Consider the following 24,924-nt stretch of genomic DNA (forward strand, 5'->3'; position numbering starts at 1 on the left):
GACGGCGCCCCTCGCCCTCGTGTGCGGGGCCGTTCAGCTCGTCGCGGTCGGATCCGGGGTGCCGGCGGTAGTGTCCTGCGCGGGGGATTCGGCCACGAGCACGACCGCGGCCAGGGGCGGGACGCGGACCTCCGCCGACCATCCGCGGCCGTAGTGCTCGACCGGCTCGGCAGTGATCCGCCCGAGGTTGCCCACGCCGGAGCCGCCGTACGCCGCGGCATCGGAGTTGTACGCCTCGTACCAGGTGCCCCCGTGCGGAAGAGGCAGTCGCCATCCCTCGTGCGGGACCCCGGCGAAGTTCACCACGACGACGGCGGTCGGTGCGTCCGGAGCCTTGCGGACGTAGGCGAGCAGGTTGAGGTCGGCCTCGTCCGACGCCAGCCACTCGAACCCGTCCGGCGTGTGGTCGAGCGCCCAGAGAGCCGGAGTCCGCCGGTACAGGGCATTGAGGTCGCGCACGGCCTGGACGACGCCGCGGTGCGCCGGGTCGTCCAGCGCGTGCCAGTCGAGCGACCGCGCCTCGGCCCACTCCGTCTGCTGCGCGAACTCCTGACCCATGAACAGCAGCTGCTTGCCGGGGTGCGTCCACTGGTAGGCGAGCAGTGCCCGGACACCGGCGAGCTTCTGCCAGTGGTCGCCCGGCATCCGCTCGTAGAGCGACCCCTTGCCGTGCACCACCTCGTCGTGGCTGATCGGGAGCACGAAGTGCTCCGAGAACGCGTAGACCATCGAGAACGTGATCTCGTGGTGGTGGTAGCGCCGGTTGATCGGTTCCTCGCGCAGGTACCGCAGGGTGTCGTTCATCCACCCCATGTTCCACTTCAAGCCGAATCCGAGGCCCTGCGCGGAGGTGGGGGCCGTGACGCCGGGCCACGCCGTGGACTCCTCGGCGATCATCATGATCCCCGGGGTCCGGCGGTAGGCCGTCGCGTTCGCCTCCTGGAGGAACGAGATCGCCTCGAGGTTCTCGCGCCCGCCGTACGCGTTCGGCCGCCACTGGCCGGGCTGGCGGGAGTAGTCGAGGTACAGCATGGACGCGACGGCGTCGACCCGCAGCCCGTCGACGTGGAACTCCTCGAGCCAGTACGTCGCGTTGGCGACGAGGAAGTTGCGGACCTCGGCGCGGCCGAAGTTGAAGACGTACGTGCCCCAGTCGGGGTGCTCGCCGAGCAGCGGGTCGGGGTGCTCGTACAGGGCGGTACCGTCGAACTGCGCCAGGGCCCACTCGTCCTTGGGGAAGTGCGCGGGCACCCAGTCGACGATGACCCCGATACCGGCGCGGTGCAGGCAGTCGACGAGGTACCGGAAGTCGTCAGGGTGCCCGAACCGTGACGTCGGCGCGTAGTACGACGAGACCTGGTAGCCCCAGGAGCCGCCGAAGGGGTGCTCCGCGACGGGCAGCAGCTCGACGTGCGTGAAGCCGAGGTCCAGCGCGTACTCGGTGAGCTGGTGCGCCAGGTCCCGGTAGGACAGCCCCTGCCGCCACGAACCGAGGTGCACCTCGTAGACGCTGACCGGGCCGGCGTGCGGGTCGCGCTGCGCCCGGGCCGCCATCCAGGCGTCGTCGGACCACTCGTAGCCCGACTCGACGACGACCGACGCGGTCGCGGGCGGGACCTCGGTGCCCTTGGCCAGCGGGTCGGCCTTCTGGCGCCACGAGCCGTCGGACCCGAGGATCTCGAACTTGTACCGGGCGCCTGCGTCGACGCCCGGGGCGAACAGCTCCCAGATGCCGCTGTCGCCGAGCGACCGCATCGCGTGCGTCGCGCCCTGCCAGTGGTTGAAGTCGCCGACGACGCGCACCGCGCGCGCGTTCGGGGCCCAGACGGCGAATGCCGTGCCTCGGACCTCGCCGAGCTGCCCCGGGTAGGTGCGGACGTTCGCACCGAGCACCTGCCAGAGCTGCTCGTGACGGCCCTCGCGGACCAGGTGACGGTCGAGCTCCTGGACCGTCGGCAGGAAGCGGTACGGGTCGTCGCCGGTCGTCGTCCACCCGTCGTACGTGACCTCGAGGCGGTAGTCCGGCACCTCGGTGCCCGGCAGGAGCGCCGCCCAGACACCGTCGACCTCGTGCTGCGCAGGGAACGACCCGTCCGCGGTCACGACCTCGACCCGCTCGGCGAGCGGTCGGAGCGCGCGGACGGTCACGGCGCCGTCGCCCACGTGGGGGCCGAGGACGGCGTGCGGGTCGTAGTGCGCGCCCGCCGCGACGGCGCGCAGCGTGTCGTGGTCGACGGGCACGGGAGAGGGGGCGGCCGCAGTCATGTCACTACCCAACCACCCTCGTGCCGTTGTCGCAGGTGATCGTCGGTCGAGCGGCCCCCGCGTGCCGCACGGCGCATCGGGCGGCGGCCCCACCGACCGGTGCCACGGGTTCGCCCCGCGCAGCGCCGTAGACTCACGCGACCCACCAACGGAGGTGAGCGGTGCCCCAGCGTCCCGACGAGACGATGTCCACGCCGTGCGACCCGCAGGGCGGCGCGCGGCCGCCCGAGCTCCTGCACCTGCGGGCCGCAGGCGTCAGCCTCGTCCTCGACCTCGCGGGGATGCCGCGCGTGCTGCACTGGGGTGCCGACCTCGGTGACCTCGACGACGCTGCGCTGGCGGACCTGCGGCTCGCCGTGCGGCCGGCACCCGCGGGGTTCCCCGTCGACGGCGAGGTCGTGCCCTCCGTGCTGCCGTCGCAGGCCGAGGGGTGGCTGGGGACCCCCGGCCTCACCGGATCACGCGCCGGGCGTTCGTGGTCCCCGCGCTTCGCGGCGGGCACACCGTCACTGACGTCCGGCGACGACGGCGGCGCGGTGCTCGTGGTCCCGGCTGCCGACCCGGCGACAGGCCTGGAGCTGGAGCTCGTCGTGGAGCTCACGCCGCAGGGGCTGGTGCGGCAGCGGGCGACCCTCACGAGCACCGGGGGCGACCCGTACGAGGTCGGCGGTCTGCTGCTCATGCTCCCCGTGCCCGCGCGGGCCACGACCCTCCTGGACTTCGGCGGGCACTGGGCGCGGGAGCGCGCGCCGCAGCGCACGGCGTTCACGCACGGCACACGGCTGCGCGAGAACCGCCGCGGCCGCACGGGCTTCGACACCCCGTACGTGCTGGTCGCCGGCACGGACGACCTGGGGCACCGGCGTGGTGAGGCCTGGGGGTGGCACGTCGCGTGGTCCGGCAACCACCGGACGGTCGCCGAGCGCAGCCACCACCACGCAGGCCTGCTGGGCGGCGGTGAGCTGCTGGGACCGGGCGAGGTGCGGCTGGCCGCGGGGGAGTCGTACACGAGCCCGTGGGTCTACGGGTCGTACGGCGAGGACGGGCTCGACGCGGTCGCGGCGCGGTTCCACGGCTGGTTGCGGGCACGTCCGCAGCACCCGCGCAGCCCGCGCCCCGTCACCCTGAACACGTGGGAGGCGGTGTACTTCGACCACGACCTCGTGCGGCTCACGGAGCTCGCCGACGCGGCGGCGGAGGTCGGTGCCGAGCGCTTCGTGCTCGACGACGGATGGTTCGGCTCCCGTCGCGACGACACCAGCGGCCTGGGCGACTGGTACGTCTCCGACGAGGTGTGGCCCGACGGCCTCGGGGCGCTGATCGAGCACGTCACGGCGCGGGGGATGCAGTTCGGGCTGTGGGTCGAGCCCGAGATGGTCAACCCGGACTCGGACCTCGCGCGGGCCCACCCCGACTGGGTGCTCCGCCTGCCGGACCGGCTGCCGCGGCCCGCACGCTCGCAGCAGGTGCTCGACCTGGCACGCCCGGAGGCGTTCGCCCACGTCCTCGAGCGGCTCGACGCGCTGCTCACCGAGAACGACATCGCGTACCTCAAGTGGGACCACAACCGCGACCTCGTCGACGCAGGGCACGGCCCCGACGGTGTCCCCGGTGTGCACGGGCAGACGCTCGCCGTCTACCGCCTGCTCGACGCGCTGCGCGCGCGGCACCCGCGCGTCGAGATCGAGTCGTGCTCGTCCGGCGGGGCGCGGGTCGACCTGGAGATCCTGCAGCGCACCGACCGCGTGTGGGCGTCGGACTGCATCGACGCGCTCGAGCGCCGCTCGATCCAGTGGTGGACGAACCTGCTGATCCCGCTCGAGCTCATGGGGGCGCACGTCGGGTCCTCCGCCTCCCACGTGACCGGGCGCACCGCGTCGCTCGGGTTCCGGGCCGGCACCGCCCTCTTCGGCCACCTCGGCATCGAGTGGGACCTGCAGCAGGCGGACGCCGACCAGCGCGCCGAGCTCGCGTCGTGGGTCGCGCTGTACAAGGACGTGCGCGGGCTGCTCCACACCGGCGCGAGCGTGCACGCGGACGGCGCCGACCCGGCGGTCCAGGTGCACGGCGTGGTCGCGCAGGACGGGAGCGACGCACTGTTCACGATCGCGAGCATCGCGTCGTCCGCGCAGATGCCCGCGGGCACCGTCGCGCTGCCCGGTCTGGACCCGGCGGCGACGTACCACGTGCGCCCGCAGGAGCCGGGCGGCGGGTCGCGCGGCGGCTGGCCGACGCCGTGGTGGGGCCCCGAGGGCATCCGGACCACGGGACGGGTGCTGGCGAAGGTCGGTGTACGGGCACCGCACCTGGCGCCGGAGCAGCTCGTCCTGGTGCGGGCGACGCGCGTGGACTGAGGCGAGCCGGGACGCGGGCTCAGCCGAGCAGGCGGTCCAGCCCGGCCTGCGGGATCGCGGCCCACGTGGGCCGGTTGCGCGCCTCGTACACGGCCTCGTAGAGGGTCTTGTCGAGCTCGAGGGCACGCAGCAGCAGGGTGCTCGTCGGGTCGTCGGCAGCGCCGTACCCGGTGAGCAGGCCGGCGCGCGCGTCGGCGGCCCAGGCCGCCGCTGCGTCGCCGGTGAGCCCGCCCACGGCAGCTGCGTAGTCGAACGAGCGCAGCAGCCCCGCGACGTCGCGCAGCGCCAGGTCGGGTCGCACGCGCGCTGCGAGCGGGGCGAGAGGCTCGCCCTCGAAGTCGATGACGAACCAGCGTCCCGTGGAGCGCAGCACCTGGCCGAGGTGCAGGTCGCCGTGGACGCGCTGGCGGGCCGGGGCGCTCGCCAGGGCGGCGAGCTCGTCGACGACCGCGCGCACCGCCGCCTCCCGCACCGTCAGCGCGGGGACGGCCGCAACGGCCCAGGCGAAGCGGTCGGCAAGGGCGCGGGCGGGCGCGGTGGCGTCCCCCGCGGCCTCCGCGCCGTACGCGCGCACCAGGGCGTCGTGCATGCCCGCCACGGTCGCGCCGAGCTCGGCCGCGGGCCCGCCGAAGGCGCGGCCCTCACGCGCCCACGTGCACGCCAGCTCGAAGCCGTCCTGCGCGCCGGGCACGAACGCGCTGAGCACGCCGAGGTACCCGACCGCGGTGCCGCCGTCGGGAGTCGCCCACCGGGCCTGTGCCCAGGCCATCGGCGCCGGGACACCGTCCCAGCCGGCGTCGACGAGCCGGCGCGGCACGTCGATGTCGGGGTTCTCGCCGTCGGCCACCGAGCGCAGGACCTTGAGGATGCCCGTCGGGCCGCCCGCAGCTCCGGGCAGCACGACGGACGTGTTCGACTGCTCGCCGGTGACGACACGGGCGGCACGCACGTCCACGTCGGCGCCGGGGCCGTCCGCGGCCGTCAGCCACGCGGCGAGGAACCGGGGGTCGCCGGCGGCGTCGAGAACCGTGCGGCCCCGCACGGCGCCCACGACCACCGTCGGGTCCACGTCGTCCGCCGAGGCGTCGGCCAGCACGACCGGCACCTGCAGCACCACGTCCACCGCCCCCGCGCGGGCCCGCACCAGCAGCACGCGCACGTCGTCGGCCAGGTGCACCGTGCCCAGGCACGACAGGTGCGCGTCGACCCCCTTGGCCGGGTACCACCGCCGCTGCGGCAGCCACGTGCCCAGCAGCCCGACCACGTCGCGGTCGAGCTCGTCGGGTGCCGTCGCGTCGAGGATCACGATGCCGTCAGCTCCAGCCAGTAGAACTCGCGCGAGCCCAGCGTGAACGTCAGCGTCCCGTCCGGGCGGACGTCGGGGAAGTGCGCACCGCCGAACACGTCGCGCGTCGCCGCGCCCGCCCACCCCGGCAGCGTGACCGTCGCCGCACGGGCCGTGGCCGCCATGTTCGCGACGACGAGGATCGTCTCGTCGTCCGTGCGCCGCAGGAACGTCAGCACGGACTCGTTGTCGCACGGCACGACCTCGAACGTCCCGAGCCCGAGGGCCGGGTGCTGGCGCCGCACCGCGAGCATGCCGTGCACCCAGTGCAGCAGCGACGTCGGCTGCGCGAGCTGCGACTCCACGTTGACGTTGCCGTAGTGGTAGACGAGCGACTGCACGAGCGGCAGGTACAGCTTGCCGGGGTCGGCGGTCGAGAAGCCCGCGTTGCGGTCCGGCGTCCACTGCATGGGCGTGCGGACCGCGTCACGGTCCGGCAGCCAGATGTTGTCGCCCATGCCGATCTCGTCGCCGTAGTACAGGCAGGGGCTGCCCGGCAGCGACAGCAGCAGCGCGTGCGCGAGCTCGATCTCCTTGCGGGAGTTGTCGAGCAGCGGGGCCAGGCGGCGTCGGATGCCGACGTTGGCACGCATCCGCGAGTCGGGCGCGTACCAGCCGTACATCGACGCACGTTCCTCGGTGGAGACCATCTCGAGCGTCAGCTCGTCGTGGTTCCGCAGGAACGTGCTCCACTGCCCCGTGGACGAGGGGATCGGGGGGGTGTCGGCGAGGATGTCGACGATCTGCGTCGCCCGCTGGTCGCGCAGCGCGTAGTAGATGCGCGGCATGACGGGGAAGTGGAAGCACATGTGGCACTCCGGCTCCTCCTCGGTGCCGAAGTAGTGCACGACGTCCTCGGGCCACTGGTTCGCCTCGGCGAGCATGATGCGACCGGGGAACTCCTCGTCGATCATGCGTCGCACCTTGCGCAGGAACTGGTGCGTCTCCGGGAGGTTCTCGCAGTTGGTGCCCTCGGCCTCGAACAGGTACGGCACGGCGTCGAGCCGGAAGCCGTCGACGCCCAGGTGCAACCAGAAGCGCGCGACGTCGAGCATCGCGTCGACCACGCGCGGGTTCTCGAAGTTGAGGTCCGGCTGGTGGCTGAAGAACCGGTGCCAGAAGTACTGCCGGCGCACGGGGTCGAAGGTCCAGTTGGACGTCTCCGTGTCGACGAAGATGATGCGCGCGTCCTGGTAGCGCGTGTTGTCGTCGCTCCACACGTAGAAGTCGCCGTACGGGCCGTTCGGGTCGGAGCGGGACGCCTGGAACCAGGGGTGCTGGTCGCTGGTGTGGTTCATCACGAGGTCGACGACGATGCGCATGCCCCGGTGGTGGCACTCGGTGACGAGCGTGCGGAAGTCGTCGAGCGTGCCGTACTGCGGCGCGACCGCCGTGTAGTCGGACACGTCGTACCCGCCGTCACGCAGCGGCGAGGGGTGGAACGGCGGCAGCCACAGGCAGTCGACACCGAGCCACTGCAGGTAGTCGAGCCGCTGGATGAGGCCCGGGAGGTCGCCGCTGCCGCTGCCCGCCGAGTCGGCGAACGTCCGCAGCATGACCTCGTAGAACACCGCCGTGCGGTACCAGTCGGGGTTGCTGTCGCGCCCGCCCGTCGCCACCGGCGCCGGGACGTCGGGCTGACGGCGCTCGGGCAGTCCGGTCATCGCGATCGCCGCGGTCGTCGGCGGCGGCTCGCGGTGGGTCGCGACGGGCGACGCCACGTGCGGCGTCGGGACCGGCGTGGACGAGCCGAGGGCGGCGTCGGGGGACGGCGACGATCCCGGCGGCGGGGTCCCCGGAGGCGATCCGAGCGCGCGCGTGCCGAGCGGAGGCGTCCGGGGGGCGTCGGGGCCCGCCGACGTGTCGTGCGGCCTCATCGCTGCCCGGGCGCGTGCTCGAGGTGCACGACGTGCGCGACGCGGACCTGTGGGTCGAGGCGGACGTACACCTCGTCGGACCAGGCGAAGGACTCGCCCGACAGCACGTCGTGCGCGACCACCCCACGCCCGGCGGGCAGTCCGAACGCCGAGAGGTCGAGGTGGACTGTGCCCTCGCGCGCACGGTGCGGGTCGATGTTGACGACGACGACGACGGTGTCCGCGCGTCCCGTGGGGGAGTGCTCGGCGTCGAGGTGGCGCGAGAAGCACACGAGCGCGTCGTCGGTCGTGGGGTGCACGCGCACGTTGCGCAGCTGCTGCAGCGCGGGGTGCGCGCGGCGGATCTCGTTGAGCCGGCCGATCAGCAGCGCGATGCCCAGGTCGTCCGCCCGTGACCAGTCACGGGGCCGGAACTCGTACTTCTCGTTGTCGATCTGCTCCTCGACGCCCGGGCGCGGCACGTCCTCCACGAGCTCGTAGCCCGAGTAGACGCCCCACGTGGGCGAGCCGGTCGCGGCGAGCACCGCCCGGACCGCGAAGCCCGGCACCCCGCCCTGCTGCAGGTACGGCGGCAGGATGTCGTGCGTCGTCGGCCAGAACGAGGGGCGCAGCCACGGCGCCTCCGCGCCGCCGACGCGGGCGAGGTACTCCTCGAGCTCGGCCTTGGTGTTGCGCCACGTGAAGTACGTGTACGACTGGTGGAACCCGATCTTCGCGAGCGTGAGCATCATGGCGGGCCGCGTGAACGCCTCGGACAGGAACAGCACGTCCGGGTGCGACTCGCGCACGTCCGCCAGCAGGCGCTGCCAGAACGACAGCGGCTTGGTGTGCGGGTTGTCGACGCGGAACGCCGTGACGCCGTGGTCGATCCACACCTGCAGCACGCGGCGGATCTCCGCGTAGATGCCCTCGGGGTCGTTGTCGAAGTTCAGCGGGTAGATGTCCTGGTACTTCTTCGGCGGGTTCTCCGCGTAGGCGATCGTCCCGTCCGCCCGCGTCGTGAACCACTCCGGGTGCTCGGCGACCCACGGGTGGTCGGGCGAGGCCTGCAGCGCGATGTCGAGCGCGACCTCCATGCCCAGCGAGCGGGCACGCGCGACGAACGCGTCGAAGTCCTCGAACGTGCCCAGGCTCGGTTCGATCGCGTCGTGCCCGCCGTCCGGCGAGCCGATCGCGTACGGGGAGCCCGGGTCGCCGGGCAGCGCCGTCAGCGCGTTGTTGCGGCCCTTGCGGTACGTCGTGCCGATCGGGTGGACGGGCGTCAGGTACACGACGTCGAAGCCCATCGCCGCGATGCGCGGCAGCTGGTTCGCCGCCGTGCGCAGCGTCCCCGACGTCCACTCCTGGGTCGTCTCGTCGAACGTCGCGCCGTGCGAGCGCGGGAACAGCTCGTACCACGAGCCGTTCAGCGCGAGCCGACGGTGCACCACGAGGGGGTAGGTACGCGAGGTCGTCACCAGGTCGCGCAGCGGGTGCTCCGCGAGGACCTCGCGCACCTCGGTCGACAGCGCGGCGGCGAGCCGCGCGAGCGGCGGGCGCGTCGTGTCGCGCAGGGCCGTGACCGCGTCGAGGAGCACGCGAGCGCCCCGCGGCGGCACCGCGTCGTCGCCCGTGCGGTGCGCGGCGCGCTCGAGGACCCGTGTCCCCTCCGTCAGCATGAGCTCGACGTCGATGCCGGCCTCGACCTTGATCGCGGCGTCGTGCGCCCACGTGCCGTACGGGTCGGACCAGCCCTCGACCCGGAACGACCAGTCACCCTCCGCGTCGGGCACGACGCGCGCGCCGTAGCGGTCCAGTCCCGGCGCGACGTCGGCCATGCGCACCGAGGAGTGGACCGAGCCGTCGGGGCGCAGCAGCACGGCCGTGGCCCCGAGAGCGTCATGGCCCTCACGGATGACCGTCGCCTCGATCGGCACCGCCTCGCCGACGACGGCCTTGGCCGGGAACCGGCCCTCCTCGGCGACCGGCGACACGTCGAGCACCGGGATCCGGCCGACCGGGGGCGCGGGTGCCGGGCTCGGGGACGGCGGCGCCGGGACCGGCGCGGTGGGCGCCGCGGCGGCTGTCGCGGTGGGCGCCGCTGCCGGGGCAGGTGTGGTGGCGGGGGAGGTCGTACCCGTGCCGGTCGGCTGCTCCGACGCGGGCACGGGGACGTCCGCACGTGGGCGGCCGGGTCGCTCGGCCGGTGACGTGCGACGAGGGCGGCGGGGAGTCGTCACGGTCCCGAACCTATCCGGCAGGTCGGGGTGGCGGCATCCGGGGACGGCGCGTCGCCCCGCGCGTCGCGCCTGCGTCACCCGCGCCCCGGCCCGTCGTCACGACCGACCCGGACGCGTGTCCGGATCAGGCGGTCGCGGAGGGCTGTGCGATCCGTCCGTTCTGCGTAGTCTCACGGCCGTGAGAGCGATCCGCCGGTTCACGGTCCGCACCGTCCTGCCCGAACCCCTCGCCGACCTCGACGAGCTCGCGCACAACCTGCGCTGGTCGTGGCACCCCGGGACCCGTGCCGTCTTCGAAGGGCTCGACGCTGCGCTCTGGGAGGAGGTCGGCGGTGATCCCGTCGCGCTGCTCGGCGCGCTGGGGCGCGAGCGGCTGGACGAGCTCGCCGCCGACGAGGAGCAGGTCGCGCGCGTGCGCGCCGCCGCGGCCGACCTGCGCGCGTACCGCGAGCAGCCCCGCTGGTACCAGCGCCAGAGCGCCGACGCGCTGCCCGCGTCGATCGCGTACTTCTCGCCCGAGTTCGGCGTCGCCGCGACGCTGCCGCAGTACTCCGGCGGGCTCGGGGTCCTCGCGGGCGACCACCTCAAGGCGGCGTCCGACCTCGGCGTCCCGGTCGTCGGCGTCGGCCTGCTGTACCGCGCCGGGTACTTCCGGCAGGCGCTCGACCGGTCCGGGCGGCAGACCGAGACGTACCCGGTGCTCGACCCCGACGGGCTGCCGCTCACCCTGCTGCGGGAGACCGACGGGGCGCCCGCGCAGGTGCAGCTCGCACTGCCCGGCGGCCGGACGCTGCACGCGCAGGTGTGGGTCGCGCAGGTCGGTCGGGTGCCGCTGCTGCTCCTCGACTCCGACGTGCCGGCGAACGACGACGCGGCGCGCGCCGTCACCGACCGGCTCTACGGTGGCGCGGGCACCCACCGCCTGGAGCAGGAGCTGCTGCTCGGCGTCGGTGGGGTCCGCGCGCTGCGGACGCACGCCCGCTTGACCGACGGGCCCGCGCCCGACGTCTTCCACACCAACGAGGGGCATGCCGGGTTCCTCGGCGTCGAACGGGTCCGCGAGCTCGTGGTCGACGGCACGTCGTTCGCGACCGCGCTCGAGCTGGTCCGGGCGACCACCGTCTTCACGACGCACACGCCGGTGCCCGCCGGCATCGACCGCTTCGAGCGCAGGACGGTCGAGCAGTACCTGCAGGCCCTCGACGAGACGAGGACGCTGCCGCTCGAGGACGTGCTCGCGCTCGGCACCGAGGACCACGAGGGCGGCGACCCACGACTGTTCAACATGGCCGTGATGGGCCTGCGACTGGCCGGCCGCGCGAACGGGGTCTCCCGGCTGCACGGGCGCGTGTCCCGCGAGATGTTCGCCGGCCTGTGGCCGGGGTTCGACCCGCAGGAGGTGCCCATCGGCTCGATCACGAACGGCGTGCACGCGCCGACGTGGGTCGCCCCGGAGCTCGCGGCGCTGGCCGCGCACCGCATGAGCGCGCAGGACCTCGCCACGGGTGCCGGCTGGGAGGCGGGCGGCACGGTGGGTGACACCGAGCTGTGGCAGCTGCGGCGACGGCTGCGCACCAGGCTCGTCACGGACGTCCGCCGCCGGCTGCGTGCGTCGTGGCTGCGGCGCGGCGCGCTGCCCGCGGACCTGCGCTGGACCGACGACGCGTTCTCGCCCGACGTGCTCACCATCGGCTTCGCCCGCCGCGTGCCGACGTACAAGCGCCTGACGCTGATGCTCGCCGATCCCGAGAGGTTCGCGGCGCTGCTGCTCGACGCGGACCGTCCCGTGCAGGTGGTGGTCGCCGGCAAGGCGCACCCGGCCGACGAGCCCGGCAAGCGGCTCATCGCCGAGCTCGTCGCGTTCGCCGACCAGCACCACGTGCGCCACCGCATCGCCTTCCTCCCGGACTACGACATGCGCATGGCCGCGACGCTGTACCCGGGTTGCGACGTGTGGCTCAACAACCCGCTGCGCCCGCTGGAGGCGTGCGGCACGTCGGGCATGAAGGTCGCCCTGAACGGTGGCCTCAACCTGTCCGTGCTCGACGGCTGGTGGGACGAGTGGCACGACGAGGACAACGGCTGGGTCATCCCGACCGCGGACGGTGTCGACGACGCCGGCGCGCGGGACGCGGCCGAGGCCGCCGCGCTGTACGACGTGCTCGAGCAGCAGGTCGTGCCGACCTTCTACGACCGTGACGCCGAGGACGTGCCGCGACGCTGGATCGCGATGGTGCGGCACACCCTCGCGACGCTGGGCCCGAAGGTGCAGGCGACGCGCATGGTCGCGGACTACGTTGCCCACCTGTACGTCCCGGCGGCGGCGTCGGGCGCCGCGCTCGGCGCCGACGGGCTGACGGGTGCGGCGGCGCTCGCGGACTGGCGCGAGCGCGTGCGCGCCGCGTGGCCGCGCGTGCGGGTCGACCACGTCGACTCCGGTGGTGTGGCCACGTCACCGCAGGTGGGGGACACGCTGCACGTCCAGGCGTGGGTCGCGCTGGGCGACCTGTCGCCGGACGACGTCGAGGTGCAGGTGCTGCACGGCCCCGTGGCGCCGGACGACGAGATCGCCGAGTTCCGCGTCACGGCCCTGCGCCTGGACGACAGCCTCGAGGCGGACCGGTACGGGTACTCCGGGGACGTCGCGCTCACCGCCCCCGGCCCCTTCGGCTACACGGTCCGCGTCGTCCCCCGCCACGCGGCCCTGACGTCGGTGGCAGCCGCGGGCCTGGTGACCACGGCCCCCTGATCCCACCATCTCCCTCCATCCCCGCTCCCTCCATACCCGCTCCCTCCATCCCCGGCGAACAAGACCTTCTGCCGCTCATGTGACCTCATGAGCGGCAGAAAGCCTTGTTCGGCGAACCGACCACAGGTCGGTGGCCGGGGTGGTGCATCCACAGGTGGGCGGGGCCACGGGCGCTGGGGGTCCGAGGGGATGGTCGGGTTCGGGGGTGAGACCTGCTGCTCCCGTGCCCGAGGCGCTGCTCCGACGTGCTCGTCGGCAGGAGGGGCTCGTCTCGACCCGCCAGTGCGATGCGGCCGGGCTGACACGGCACCGCCGGACCGCGCTCCGGCGCTCGGGTGTCCTGGTGCCCGTCGTCCGCGGGGTGCTCGACCTCGCGTCCGAGGTCGAGCGGTGGTGGGGAGCCCCGCTGTTCGGTGACGCGGCCGCGGGGCGGGAGGAGCTCCGCGACCCGGACCACCTGCGGCGGCGGTCCGCCTGGACGGCGCTGCTCGCGCTCGGACCCGAGCGGGCGGTCGCGGTCGGTGCGTGCGCCCTCGCGCTGTACGGGGTGGAGGGTCTGCCTCGCGACATCCGCCCCGAGGCCAGTCTCGAGGCCGGGGATGCCGGGGGTGCGACTGTCGTCGCGGAGGACGGCGGCCCCGCCGGCCCGCGCCGTCCTCGCGGGGTGGCGCGGGCGCGGCAGTTCCGGACGGCGGAGATCCACGTCGTCCGCGGGGCGCGCATGGTGGCACCCGAGCTGGCGCTCGCGCAGGCGGTGTGCGAGCTGTCGCGGGAGCACGCTGTCGCCGTGCTCGACTCGGCCGTCCAGCAGCGACTGGTGACGCCGGACCTGCTCGCCGTACGCGCGCTGGCACGAGGGCGCCGGGGTGCCGCACGGCTCGCTGACTGGTGGGAACTCGTCGACGGTCGGGCGCAGTCACCGCTGGAGACGAGGGCACGACTCCAGTGCGTCGACGCCTGCATCCCGCCGGACGACCTCCAGGTCCCGGTCCGGGACGTTCGAGGGCGCATCGTGGCGCGCGGCGACCTCGGGTGGCACCTCGCCGGCGACCGTCTCCTCGTCGTCGAGATCGACGGCCGGGGTCCGCACTCGACCCCGGCGGCCCTCTACCGCGACCGCGAGCGCCAGAACGCGATCGTCGCCTCCGGCACCGTCGTCCTGCGCTTCACGGCGGCCGATGTCGGCTCGGCTCGCGTCGTCCCGGTCATCCGGCCACTCCTCGCCGGCCGAACAAGACCTTCTGCCGCTCATCGGGCTCTGTGAGCGGCAGAAGGTCTTGTTCGGCGGGGGTGTGGGAGGGGTGGGGTGTGGGAGGTGTGGGGTGTGGGGTGGGGTCAGAGGGTGTCGACGAGGGCGCGGCCCGTGACTCGGCCCGTGTGGAGGCAGCCGGCGAGGAACGTGCCCTCCAGGGCGCGGTGGCCGTGGACGCCGCCGCCGCCGAAGCCGGCGGCCTCCCCGACGGCCCACAGACCGGGGAGCACCTCGCCGTCGGGGCGCAGGACGCGGCCCTCGAGGTCGGTCGCGAGACCCCCGAGGGTCTTGCGGGTCAGCACCGACAGCCGGACCGCGTAGAGCGGACCGTGCGCCGGGTCGAGGAGCCGGTGCGGTGGGGCGACGCGGATCGCGCGGTCGACCACGTACCGGCGCGCCATGGCGGTGGCGGTGACCTGCAGGTCCTTGCCCAGGCCCGTGGTGACCTGGGCGTCGCGCGCCACGATGGTGGCGGTGAGCGCGTCGGCGTCGATGCGGGGCGTGCCGGTGAGCGCGTTCATGCCGGCGGCGAGCTCGGCGGGCGTCGTCGCGGCGACGAACTCCGGCGAGCGCTGGGCGAACGTCTCGACGGGGCCCACGGCGTCACGTCGCACCCGCTGGAGCAGCAGGCGGACGTCGCGGCCCGTGAGGTCGGGGTTCTGCTCCGAGCCGGACAGCGCCAGCTCCTTGCCGAGGATCGTGCGGTCGAGCACGAACCACGAGTGGTCGTCACCGCGCGCCGTCACGTGCTGCAGCGCGCCGAGCGAGTCGAACCCCGGGAACAGCGGCGCGGGCAGGCGGTTGCCGTCGGCGTCGAGCCATAGCGAGCTCGGGCCCGGGAGGATGCGGATGCCGTGCCGTGTCCACACCGGGGAGTGGTTCGCGATCCCCTCGGGGTAGTGCCACATGCGCGCCGGGTGCGCGACGTGCGCGCCGGCCCGCCGGGCCGCCTCGATGCCGGAGCCGTCGACGTGGTCCGGCACGCCCGACAGCATCCGCTCCGGCAGCCGACCCGCGGACGGCGGCCACGTGGCGCGCACCAGGTCGTGGTTCGCGCCGATCCCGCCGGTGGCGACGACGACGGCCGGCGCGTCGACCGCGAACTCGCCGACGGCACGCCGCGACGAGGGGGCGCCCCGCTCGGCCTCGTCGGGCGCGAGCACGTCGCCCCGGACCCCGGTCACGCGCCCGTCGGTCGTCGTGAGGGCCGTCACCCGGTGGCGGAAGCGCACCTCGACGCGACCGTCGTGGTGCGCGTCGAGCAGCATCCGGACGAACGGCTCGAGGATGCCCGGCCCGGTGCCCCAGGTCACGTGGAAGCGGGGGACCGAGTTGCCGTGCCCGTCGGCGAGATACCCGCCGCGCTCGGCCCACTGCACGAGCGGGAACCAGCGCACGCCGAGGCGGTGCAACCACGGCCGCAGCCCGCCGGCGGCGAAGTCGACGAACCCCTCGGCCCACGCGCGTCCCCAGCGGTCCGACCCGTCGTCGGCGAACGCCGCCGAGCCCAGCCAGTCCGCGAGCGCGAGCTCCGCGCTGTCGCGCACGCCGAGGCGACGCTGCTCGGGGGAGTCGACGAGGAACAGGCCGCCGAACGACCACCACGCCTGACCGCCGAGGCTCGCGGGTGGCTCGGCGTCGAGCAGGAGCACGCGCCGGCCGGCGGCGAGCAGCTCGGTGGTGGTGACCAGGCCGGCGAGGCCCGCACCGACGACCACGACGTCGTGGGAGTCCGTCATGCGTCGCACGCTACCGGCCGTCCCCGCGCGTGGCCGGTCTCAGGGGCGCACGTACACCCGCATGCTCAGCGGCTCCACGGTGGTCTGCGACCCGACCGCCTGGTGCAGGCCGCCGGAGATCGCCGGTGTCGACACCTCCGACGGGTGCTCCCACACGGAGTCCCACACCAGCCGCCACGCGTCGCCGACGCCGTCCGCGAGCGTCACGGTGACCGTGTCGAGCGCGCCGTTGACGACGAGCAGCACCTCGTCGTCGTCGGGGAGCGGGGCGACCCGCACCATCTGGAACGTGCGGACGGACGCGTCGTGCCAGCGGTCGTGGTCGAACGGGGTGCCGTCCGCGCCGTACCAGCCGAGGTCCGGCGGGCCACCGGGCGTCCGCGGGCGCCCGCTGTAGAACTCCTGCGTGCGCAGCGCGGGGTGGTCGCGACGCAGCGCCACCAGGTGGCGGGCGGTGGCGAGCAGGTCGCTGCGCCACGGTGTCAGGTCCCACCGCACCCACGACGTCTCGTCGTCGAGGCAGTAGGCGTTGTTGTTGCCGCGCTGCGTGCGCCCGATCTCGTCGCCCGCCGTGATCATCGGCGTGCCGGCGGCCAGCACGAGGGTCGCGAACAGGTTGCGCACCGAGCGGCGGCGCAGCGGTGCGACGTCGGCCGCCGGGGAGTCGCGCTGCACAGGGCCCTCGACGCCGTGGTTCCAGGACCGGTTGTCGTCGGAGCCGTCGCGGTTCTGCTCGCCGTTCGCGGCGTTGTGCTTGTGGTCGTAGGCGACGAGGTCCGCCATCGTGAAGCCGTCGTGCGCCGTGACGAAGTTGACCGACGCGCGGGGCCCGCGCACCAGTGGCGGCGTGCCGTGGCCGAACAGGTCGACCGAGCCGGCGAGCCGCGTCGCCAGGTCGCGCACGCGGTGGCCCGGCAGGCCGTGGGCGGCGCGCCCGGGGTCGGCCAGCCAGAACGAGCGGACCGCGTTGCGGAACCGGTCGTTCCACTCCGCGAACGGCGCGGGGAACTGCCCCGTCCGCCATCCGCCCGGGCCGACGTCCCACGGCTCGGCGACGAGCTTGAGCCCCGCCAGCGCGGGGTCCGTGGCCGCGGCGACGAGCGTCGCGTGGTCGGGGCGGAAGCCGTCGGGCCCGCGACCGAGCGTCACGGCGAGGTCGAACCGGAAGCCGTCGACGCCGACCACGTCCGCCCAGTACCGCAGCGAGTCGAGCGTCATCGCGACCACGCCCGTGCGGCGGAAGTCGAGCGCGTTGCCGGTGCCCGTGACGTCGAGGAGCGTGGCGGGCACACCGCCGTCGTGCGTGTAGTAGTACGCGTTGTCCAGCCCGCGCCAGGACACGTGCTGGCCCGGCAGCCCGCCCTCGCAGGTGTGGTTGTGGACGACGTCGAGCAGCACCTCGAGGCCCGCCTCGTGCAGCGCGTGCACGGTCGCGCGGACCTCGTCGAGGACGGCGCCCGCCCCGGCGGCGCGCGCCGCGGGCGTCGCGTAGGCGGCGTGCGGTGCGAAGAAGCCGAGCGTGGAGTAGCCCCAGTAGTTCGTCAGCCCGCGGGCGACCAGGTGCGGTTCGGAGGAGAACGCGTGGATCGGCAGCAGCTCCACCGCCGTCACGCCGAGCGAGAGCAGGTGGTCGACCACGGCGGGGTGCGCGAGTCCTGCGTAGGTGCCCCGCAGCTCGGGCGGCAGCGCGGGGTGCAGGCGCGTCAGGCCCTTGGTGTGGGCCTCGTAGACGACCGTGCGGGACCACGGGGTCCACGGGCGGTTCGCGGCCGGGTCCGGGCCGGGCAGCCGGCGCGTGTCGACGACGACGCCGTGCGGCACGTGCGCCGCGGAGTCGCGGCCGTCCCGCGGGCCGTACGGGTCGCCCACCAGGTCCTCGCCGACGACGTGCCCGTAGGTCTGCGGTCCGTACCCCATCTCACCGGCCAGGCCGCGCGCGTACGGGTCGACGAGCAGCTTGGCGGGGTTGTAGCGCATGCCGTGCACGGGCTCCCACGGGCCGTCGGCGCGCAGGCCGTAGCGCTGGCCCGGCCGCACGCCGGGCACGGACGCCGACCACACGCCCAGGCGCGGTCCTACCAGCGGGACGCGTCGCTCGGTGGGTGCCTCGTGCGGCCCGTCGAGCAGGCACAGCTCGACCGCGGTGGCGTGCGGCGCGAGCACCGCGACGTCGACGCCCGTGTCGGTGACGTGCACGCCGAGGTGCACGGGCCCGCGCAGCGGACCGGTCGGCGCGGTGTCGTTCACGGGGACCATGGTGCCAGGACACGCGTCCGGGTCGTGTCGCACGTGTTTCCACCAGGCGAACACCCCGCACGGGAGAACCGGACCGGGACGGTAGCCTGCACGGCGTGAGGATCGTCGTCTGCGTGAAGTTCGTCCCCGACATCCAGTCCGACCGGCAGCTCGGTCCCGACGGGCGCGTCGTGCGGGACGGCGGTGACGGCACCCTCAACGAGCTCGACGAGAACGCCGTCGAGGCCGCGCTCGTGCTCGCCGAGGAGCACGACGGGGAGGTGGTGGTGCTCACCGTCGGTCCCGACGACGCCGTGGACGCGGTCCGCAAGGGCCTGCAGATGGGCGCCGACGAGGCCGTCCACGTGCTCGACGACGCCGTCGCCGGGTCCGACGCGATCGGCACCGCGACGGTGCTCGCCGCCGCGGTCCGCCGCATCGGCGCGGAGGCCCCGGTCGACCTCGTCGTCACCGGCATGGCAGGGCTCGACGGCCTGACGTCGCTGCTCCCGACCGCGCTCGCGGAGCAGCTCGACCTCCCGGCGCTGCCGCTCGCGTCGGCCCTGACGGTCGACGCCGACGCCCGCACCGTGACCGTGAGCCGCCGCCTCGACCACGCGACGGAGACGCTCACCGCGGACATTCCGGCGCTCGTGTCCGTCACGGACGGCATCAACGAGCCGCGGTACCCCAACTTCAAGGGCATCATGGCCGCCCGCAAGAAGCCCGTGACGACGCTGTCGCTCGCCGAGCTCGGTGTCGACCCGGCGACCGTGGGTGCCGCCGGCGCTCGCACGCGGGTGCTCGAGGCCGCGCCCCGCCCGCCGCGCGAGGACCGCGTCCTGCTCACCGACACGGGCGACGCCGGCACGCGGCTGGCGGCCTGGCTCGTCGAGCGCAAGCTCGTCTGACGCCTCCTGCGTCCCGCCCCGCACCCACCACCGTCGCCCCGGAGGACCGTCGTGACCGCCACCCCCGTGCTCGTCCTGCTCGACCACGCCCCCGACGGGACCCTGCGCCCCCCGGTGCGCGAGCTGCTCACGCTCGCCCGCACGCTCGCGGGCGACGCCGGCGTGCACGGCGTGTGGGCCGGGAGCGAGGACCCGGCCGCGGCGCTCGACGTGCTCGCGGCCCAGGGCGTGAGCACCGTGCACCGGCTCGTCACCGACGCCGACCTGCACCTGTCGGCCGTGCTGGCGGACGGGCTGGAGACCGTGGCCGCCGCCACGGGCGCGGAGCTGCTGCTGCTCGTCTCGTCGTTCGAGAACAAGGAGGCGGCCGCGCGCCTCGCGGTGCGCACGGGCGCGGGTGTCGTGACGGACGCCGACGGGCTGGCCGTGGAGGACGGGCGCGTGATCGCGCACAAGACCGTCCTCGCCGGCACGTGGACGACCCGGTGCAAGGTCGTCGCCCCGCGTGCGGTCGTCACCGTCAAGGCGAACTCGGTGGTCGCGGAGGACGCCCCGGCGGGGGCGTCGCCGCAGGTCGTCGACCTGCCGGTCGAGGTGCGTGCCACGTCGACGCGCGTGCGCCTCGTCGAGCGCACCGAGCTGGCGGCGTCGGGCCGCCCCGACCTCGGGTCGGCCCACGTCGTCGTCGTGGGCGGCCGGGGGACCGAGGGTGACTTCTCGGCCGTCGAGGAGCTCGCCGACGTGCTGGGCGGGGCGGTCGGCGCGACGCGCGTCGCCACCGACGAGGGCTGGATCGGCCACGACGCCCAGATCGGCCAGACGGGGGTGACGATCGCGCCGCGCCTCTACGTCGGTGCGGGCGTGTCGGGCGCGGTGCACCACCGCGGCGGCATGCAGGCGTCGGGCACGATCGTCGCGGTCAACGCCGACCCCGACGCGCCGATCTTCGAGATCGCCGACTTCGGCATCGTGGGCGACCTGTTCACCGTGCTCCCGCAGGCGTCCGCGGAGCTGCGCCGGCTGCAGGGCTGAGCCCGGGGCATCCGTCCGTCGGACCGGCCGAGGCCCGTCCCGCCGGGCATGTGGGTGAGGCCGGTCGGTCAGGTCAGCTCGCGGATCCAGCGCAGCGTCGCGCCGGCCTGCGCGGCCTGGAACGCCCGCAGGTTCGGGATCCCCGGCGGGGCGGGCTGCCCCGCCGACCACGCGAAGTACCCCGCGAGCCCGGTGAGCGCCGCGCGCAGGTCCGCAGGGCTCACGCCGCGCGACGCCTCGCTGCGCGAGAACAGCCAGGCGGGGTCGCCCGCACCGCCCTGCAGGGCGACGCTCGGCAGCATGAACGCCAGGTCCACCCAGGGCGCGCCGACGCTCGCGTGCGGCCAGTCGATGAGCCACACCCGGTCGTGGCCCTCCTCGATCATCACGTTGTCCGCCCGCAGGTCGCCGTGCACGAGCGCGTCACCCGCGACGACCCGCAGCGAGTCCCGCTCCCAGCGCACGAGGTCGTCGAGGTGCTCCAGGGCCCACCGGCCCGGCTCGTCCACGAGCGTCGCGACCAGCTCGCGCTGCTCGGGCGACGCCTCCTGCACCGAGCGCCAGCCCGTGAAGTCGTCGCGCAGCTGCTCCTCGATCCGCGGCAGGCCGTGACCGGCGACGGGCGTGCACCGGGCGAGCTCGTCGAGGGCCGACAGCACGAGTGCCAGGTCGTCGGCGCGCCAGGGGAGCTCCGGCGAGCGGCCGTGCACCGCGTCGAAGCCGAGCAGCACCCAGTGACCGTCGTCGTCCCACCACCGCAGCGCGGGGGCCAGCACCTGCGGCGGCAACGCGCTCGCGGCGCGGATCTCGGCGCGCGCGAGCTGCGGCGAGTGCGGGTTCTGGTCGGACGAGACGGCCTTGACGAAGACCGCCCGGCCGTCGGTGAGCTCCAGGACCGCGCAGAAGCCCGGGGAGAACCCGCTGGTGGCGGACATCTCGGCCGTCACGCGGGCACCGGCCAGCGTCTCGATGCGCTCGCGCACCGCCCGGGGAAGGTCACGCCAGTCGAGCCGCTGGCCCCCGAAGGCCAGCGGCAGCGCCATGACGTCGTCGGCACTCACGCGCCCATCCTGCCAGCAACGCACGGGCGCCCACCGGGGCTTCTCGCAACGGCGGTGGGCAGGAAGCGTGGAGGGACGCGGGAGGCGACGTGCGGGTGGGACCGCCGCGGTGGCGTTCGTAGACTGTCGCGGTGAGCTCTCCCCGCCCCCGCGCGGCCTACCTCGACCACGCGGCGACCACGCCGATGCGCCCCGCGGCGCTCACGGCACTGACGGCGGCCCTGGGGCACACCGGCAACCCCTCCTCCCTGCACACCGCGGGCCGTGCGGCACGCCGTACGGTCGAGGAGGCGCGCGAGCGGCTCGCGGCGGCCCTCGGTGCGCGGCCCAGCGAGGTCGTGTGGACCGCCGGCGGCACGGAGGCCGACAACCTCGCGGTCAAGGGACTGTTCTGGGCCCGGCGGACGCAGGACCGCGCGCGTCGCCGGGTCGTGGTGTCGGCGGTCGAGCACCACGCCGTGCTGGATCCCGCCTTCTGGCTCGCGGAGCACGCCGGCGCGGAGCTGGTGCTGCTGCCGGTCGACCGCGACGGGGTCGTCGAGGTCGAGGCGCTGCGCGCCGAGCTGGAGGCGAACGGGGACACCGTCGCACTGGTCTCGGTGATGTGGGCGAACAACGAGGTGGGCGCGCTGCAGCCGCTCGACGACGTGGTCACGCTCGCCCACCGGCACGGGGTGCCGGTGCACGCCGACGCCGTCCAGGCCGTCGGCCAGGTGCCGGTCGGGCTGGCGGCGTCCGGGGTCGACGCGCTCACGGTGAGCGGCCACAAGGTGGGCGGCCCGGGCGCGACGGGTGCGCTCCTGACGCGCCGCGGCCTGGAGCTCACGCCCGTGCTGCACGGCGGTGGCCAGGAGCGCGGCGTGCGGTCCGGAACGCTCGACCCGGCGCTGATCACGGCGTTCGCGGCGGCGGTCGACGAGGCCGTCGCCGGGCGGGAGGCCCACGCCGCCCGGGTCGGCGCCCTGCGCGACGACCTCGTGCGGCGCGTCCTGGCGCAGGTGCCGGGGGCGACCCTGCGCGGCCCCGCGGACGCCGCACGGCGCCTGCCCGGCAACGCGCACCTGACGTTCGCGGGCTGCGAGGGTGACTCCCTGCTGTACCTGCTCGACGCCGCGGGCGTCGAGGTCTCGACGGGCTCGGCGTGCCAGGCCGGGGTGCCCCGCCCGTCGCACGTCCTGCTGGCGATGGGCGTGGGGGAGGACGACGCTCGCGGTGCGCTGCGGTTCTCGTTCGGGCACCCGTCGACGTCGGACGACGTGGACGCGGCGCTCGCCGCGCTGCCCGGCGCGGTGGAACGGGCGCGCGCCGCCGGCCTGTCGAGCCTGGTGGACGCCTGATGCGCGTGCTCGCCGCGATGTCCGGGGGCGTCGACTCCGCGGTGGCGGCCGCGCGTGCCGTCGACGCCGGTCACGACGTCGTCGGCGTCCACATGGCGCTGTCACGTACACCCGCGCAGGAGCGCACGGGATCGCGCGGCTGCTGCTCGATCGAGGACGCGTCCGACGCGCGCCGTGCCGCCGACGTGCTCGGCATCCCCTACTACGTGTGGGACATGTCGGAGAGGTTCGAGCGGACCGTCGTCGCGGACTTCCTCGCCGAGTACGCCGCCGGGCGCACCCCCAACCCGTGCGTGCGCTGCAACGAGCACGTGAAGTTTGCGGCGCTGCTCGACAAGGCGCTCGCGCTCGGCTTCGACGCCGTCTGCACCGGGCACTACGCGCGCGTCGTCGAGCGTGCCGGGTCGCGCGAGCTGCACCGGGCCGTCGACCCCGCGAAGGACCAGTCGTACGTGCTGGCCGTCATGGGGCCCGAGCGGCTCGCCCGGGCCGTCTTCCCGCTCGGCGACGTCGCGTCGAAGTCCGAGGTGCGGGCCGAGGCCGTCGCGCGCGGTCTGTCGGTCGCGGCCAAGCCCGACTCGTACGACATCTGCTTCGTCGCCGACGGCGACACCCAGGGGTTCCTGCGGCGCGCGCTCGGCGAGCAGCCCGGGGAGGTCGTCGACGAGTCCGGGCAGGTCGTCGGGACGCACGACGGCGCCTACGCGTACACCGTCGGGCAGCGCCGCGGGCTCGCGCTGGGCCGTCCGGCACCCGACGGGCGGCCGCGCTACGTGCTCGCGGTGGAGCCGGTGCAGCGGCGCGTGGTCGTCGGCCCCGCGGAGTCGCTCGACGTCGCGCAGGTGCGCGGCGACGCGGCCGTGTGGTTCGGCGACGTCCCGGCAGCCGGCGCGACGTGCACGGTGCAGGTCCGCGCGCACGGCACCGACGTACCCGCGCGCGTCCTCGCCGCCGACGCCGGCACGGTGACCGTGGACGTCTCCGGGGCCGGGCTGCGCGGCGTCGCCGCCGGGCAGTCGCTCGTGCTGTACGACGGCTCGCGGGTGGTCGGGCAGGCCACGGTCGCCGCGACACGGTCCGCCGCGGACCTCGTCGGCGAGGGGGCGAGGAGCGCGTGACCGCCGTCAGCGGCGTCGGCCCCTGGCCCGGGACCGACGCGCTCGAGGCCGCGACCACGGTCGTCGGCGACCTGGCCGACACCCCGTCCGAGGTCGAGGGCCTGCCCTTCGCGCCGCTGCTGCCCGCGCGCGGGCCGTGGGGCGACGCGACCGGGGCGGCCGTCGCGCTGCTCACCGACATGCCCGCCGAGCTCGGGCCGCACGGCTGGAAGCTCGCGGACCGTCCCGGGCGTGACCTGGAGCGGGCGCGTGCCCTCGCACGCGAGGACCTCGACGCGCTCGCGGTCGCGGCGCACGGCTACGTCGGCGGGTTCGTCCTGCCCGTCCTGGGGCCGTTCACCTTCGCCGCCGACGTGTACCTCGCCCGCGGGGACAAGCTGCTGTCCGACCACGGGGCCGTGCGCGACGTCGTCGCCGCGAGCGCCGAGGGCGTCGCCGCACGCGTCGCCGACCTGCGGCGCGTCGTGCCCGGCGCCGACGTCCGCGTGCTGCTGCGCGAGCCGCTGCTGGCGCCCGTGCTCGCCGGTGCCGTCCCGGGGTTCTCGGGGCGGGCGCCGCTGCGCCGGGTGCCGGGCCCCGTGGTCGCCGAGGGGCTCGGCGCCGTCGCCGACGCAGCCCGGGGCGCCGGCGCCACGGCCCTCGTCGTGCACGGGGGCACGGCATGGTCCGCCCTCGCCGCCGTCGGGGCGTCGTCCGCGGACGGCGCGGCGCTCGCCGTCGCCGGGATCGGTGAGCGCGGCTGGGAGGAGGTCGCGCGTGTCGTCGAGGGCGGCACCGCCCTGTGGGCCGAGCTGCCGCCGCAGGCGTCGTCCCAGTGCGCCGGGCCCGACGTCGTCGGACAGGCCGACGTGCTGCTGCGGCCGTGGCGGTCCGTCGGGATGCCGGCCGGAGGGCTGCGCGACGTCGTGCTCCTCGCCGGAGCACCGCCGGAGCGCGCCATCCCGGACGATGCGCGCGGCGCGCTCGCGGGCCTCGTGCGGGCCGCGGGCGTCGTCGCCGAGCGGGCCGAGTCGTGAGCGCCCCCACCCGGCGCCCGGCACGCTCGCCGCGTCGCGCGCTCGTGCTCCTCGTCTGCTCCGGGCTCGCGCTCGTCGGCGTCGTCGTGCTCGCGGTCGGCTGGATCGGTATCGGCACGGCCACGCTGCAGGCCACCGCCGCGCGCACCGAGCCGTGCCTGCTCGCCTACGTGCCGGGCACCACGGCGGAGGTCCGCTACGAGGTGCTGCCGGCGCGCGCGGTGTGCGAGTGGGACGTCGACGGCGTGCGGCAGGAGGTCGTGGTGGCGTCCGTGCCGGTGGCCGTGACCGCGCCGGCGCTCCTGCTCGCGCTCGGCGGCGTCGCGGGGACGGTCGCGGCGCTGCTTTCGCGACGGACGGTCGCACCCGGGCGTGGCGGACCCGTACCGGGCCCGGGCGCGCCATGATGTCCGC

Annotated in this window: 16 protein-coding genes; 9 read left to right on the top strand and 7 right to left on the bottom strand. The window is 75.1% G+C overall.

The features are described 5' to 3' along the window. Nucleotides 1–33: 33 nt before the first annotated feature. Nucleotides 34–2,265 carry a 1,4-alpha-glucan branching protein GlgB gene (glgB, locus tag CFLA_RS05520; RefSeq protein WP_013116331.1) on the bottom strand — a complete coding sequence of 744 codons (2,232 nt, stop codon included), beginning with the start codon at nt 2,263–2,265 and terminating at the stop codon, nt 34–36. A 185-nt stretch (nt 2,266–2,450) separates the two neighbouring features. Here glgB and CFLA_RS05525 point away from each other — a divergent pair, with 185 nt between their 5' ends. Next, nucleotides 2,451–4,619 (top strand): alpha-galactosidase, encoded by a 2,169-nt coding sequence (locus CFLA_RS05525; RefSeq protein ID WP_043599890.1) that lies wholly within the window; start codon nt 2,451–2,453, stop codon nt 4,617–4,619. A gap of 19 nt (nt 4,620–4,638) precedes the next feature. On the opposite strand, the gene CFLA_RS20385 is transcribed toward CFLA_RS05525, so the two are convergent. From CFLA_RS20385 to CFLA_RS05540, 3 genes are all read right to left on the bottom strand, one after another. Continuing rightward, nucleotides 4,639–5,925 carry a maltokinase N-terminal cap-like domain-containing protein gene (locus tag CFLA_RS20385; protein WP_013116333.1) on the bottom strand — a complete coding sequence of 429 codons (1,287 nt, stop codon included), beginning with the start codon at nt 5,923–5,925 and terminating at the stop codon, nt 4,639–4,641. Continuing rightward, nucleotides 5,922–7,628 carry a maltose alpha-D-glucosyltransferase gene (gene treS / locus CFLA_RS05535; RefSeq protein ID WP_081449761.1) on the bottom strand — a complete coding sequence of 569 codons (1,707 nt, stop codon included), beginning with the start codon at nt 7,626–7,628 and terminating at the stop codon, nt 5,922–5,924. Before treS ends, CFLA_RS20385 begins: the two co-directional genes overlap by 4 nt. A 209-nt stretch (nt 7,629–7,837) precedes the next feature. Beyond that, nucleotides 7,838–9,988 (bottom strand): alpha-1,4-glucan--maltose-1-phosphate maltosyltransferase, encoded by a 2,151-nt coding sequence (locus CFLA_RS05540; RefSeq protein WP_013116335.1) that lies wholly within the window; start codon nt 9,986–9,988, stop codon nt 7,838–7,840. Nucleotides 9,989–10,238: 250 nt separating this feature from the next. Here CFLA_RS05540 and glgP point away from each other — a divergent pair, with 250 nt between their 5' ends. Next, entirely contained in the window at nt 10,239–12,809 is a 2,571-nt protein-coding gene (gene glgP / locus CFLA_RS05545) for an alpha-glucan family phosphorylase (RefSeq protein WP_013116336.1), read from the top strand. Nucleotides 12,810–13,152: 343 nt separating this feature from the next. Then, entirely contained in the window at nt 13,153–14,073 is a 921-nt protein-coding gene (locus tag CFLA_RS05550; protein ID WP_013116337.1) for a PDDEXK family nuclease, read from the top strand. Between the two features lie 71 nt (nt 14,074–14,144). Here CFLA_RS05550 and CFLA_RS05555 read toward each other — a convergent pair whose 3' ends face one another. Both CFLA_RS05555 and glgX read right to left on the bottom strand, forming a co-directional pair. After that, nucleotides 14,145–15,800, bottom strand: a complete 1,656-nt coding sequence (locus CFLA_RS05555; protein WP_013116338.1) for an FAD-binding dehydrogenase — start codon at nt 15,798–15,800, stop codon at nt 14,145–14,147. A 39-nt stretch (nt 15,801–15,839) separates the two neighbouring features. Then, nucleotides 15,840–18,056 carry a glycogen debranching protein GlgX gene (glgX, locus tag CFLA_RS05560; RefSeq protein ID WP_013116339.1) on the bottom strand — a complete coding sequence of 739 codons (2,217 nt, stop codon included), beginning with the start codon at nt 18,054–18,056 and terminating at the stop codon, nt 15,840–15,842. Nucleotides 18,057–18,151: 95 nt separating this feature from the next. On the opposite strand from glgX, the gene CFLA_RS05565 reads away from it, so the two are divergent. Next, entirely contained in the window at nt 18,152–18,946 is a 795-nt protein-coding gene (locus tag CFLA_RS05565; RefSeq protein WP_013116340.1) for an electron transfer flavoprotein subunit beta/FixA family protein, read from the top strand. A gap of 51 nt (nt 18,947–18,997) precedes the next feature. Next, nucleotides 18,998–19,978 carry an electron transfer flavoprotein subunit alpha/FixB family protein gene (locus tag CFLA_RS05570; RefSeq protein WP_013116341.1) on the top strand — a complete coding sequence of 327 codons (981 nt, stop codon included), beginning with the start codon at nt 18,998–19,000 and terminating at the stop codon, nt 19,976–19,978. Nucleotides 19,979–20,046: 68 nt separating this feature from the next. Here the strand turns inward: CFLA_RS05570 and CFLA_RS05575 are convergent, their stop codons facing one another. Beyond that, nucleotides 20,047–21,039 (bottom strand): phosphotransferase family protein, encoded by a 993-nt coding sequence (locus tag CFLA_RS05575; RefSeq protein WP_013116342.1) that lies wholly within the window; start codon nt 21,037–21,039, stop codon nt 20,047–20,049. 131 nt (nt 21,040–21,170) lie between these two features. Here CFLA_RS05575 and CFLA_RS05580 point away from each other — a divergent pair, with 131 nt between their 5' ends. From CFLA_RS05580 to CFLA_RS05595, 4 genes are read left to right on the top strand one after another with little or no spacing between them, the layout of a single operon-like run. After that, nucleotides 21,171–22,376: a cysteine desulfurase family protein gene (locus CFLA_RS05580; RefSeq protein WP_013116343.1), complete on the top strand. Its 1,206-nt coding sequence runs from the start codon at nt 21,171–21,173 to the stop codon at nt 22,374–22,376. Further along, nucleotides 22,376–23,494 (top strand): tRNA 2-thiouridine(34) synthase MnmA, encoded by a 1,119-nt coding sequence (gene mnmA / locus CFLA_RS05585; RefSeq protein WP_013116344.1) that lies wholly within the window; start codon nt 22,376–22,378, stop codon nt 23,492–23,494. Before CFLA_RS05580 ends, mnmA begins: the two co-directional genes overlap by 1 nt. Continuing rightward, nucleotides 23,491–24,510, top strand: coding sequence for a uroporphyrinogen decarboxylase/cobalamine-independent methonine synthase family protein (locus CFLA_RS05590; RefSeq protein ID WP_013116345.1), 1,020 nt, complete (start codon nt 23,491–23,493; stop codon nt 24,508–24,510). The genes mnmA and CFLA_RS05590 overlap by 4 nt, the downstream gene beginning before the upstream one ends. Continuing rightward, nucleotides 24,507–24,917: a hypothetical protein gene (locus CFLA_RS05595; RefSeq protein WP_013116346.1), complete on the top strand. Its 411-nt coding sequence runs from the start codon at nt 24,507–24,509 to the stop codon at nt 24,915–24,917. Before CFLA_RS05590 ends, CFLA_RS05595 begins: the two co-directional genes overlap by 4 nt. Nucleotides 24,918–24,924 lie beyond the last annotated feature (7 nt).

It is taken from the genome of Cellulomonas flavigena DSM 20109 (assembly GCF_000092865.1).
In the GTDB taxonomy this organism is placed as follows: Bacteria; Actinomycetota; Actinomycetes; order Actinomycetales; family Cellulomonadaceae; genus Cellulomonas; species Cellulomonas flavigena.

Bases quoted from the DNA above. Each gene is read 5' to 3' on its own strand.
- glgB (WP_013116331.1), bottom strand. From the start codon at position 2,265: ATGACTGCGGCCGCCCCCTCTCCCGTGCCCGTCGACCACGACACGCTG.
- treS (WP_081449761.1), bottom strand. From the start codon at position 7,628: ATGACCGGACTGCCCGAGCGCCGTCAGCCCGACGTCCCGGCGCCGGTG.
- CFLA_RS05525 (WP_043599890.1), top strand. From the start codon at position 2,451: ATGTCCACGCCGTGCGACCCGCAGGGCGGCGCGCGGCCGCCCGAGCTC.
- mnmA (WP_013116344.1), top strand. From the start codon at position 22,376: ATGCGCGTGCTCGCCGCGATGTCCGGGGGCGTCGACTCCGCGGTGGCG.
- glgX (WP_013116339.1), bottom strand. From the start codon at position 18,056: ATGGTCCCCGTGAACGACACCGCGCCGACCGGTCCGCTGCGCGGGCCC.
- CFLA_RS05555 (WP_013116338.1), bottom strand. From the start codon at position 15,800: ATGACGGACTCCCACGACGTCGTGGTCGTCGGTGCGGGCCTCGCCGGC.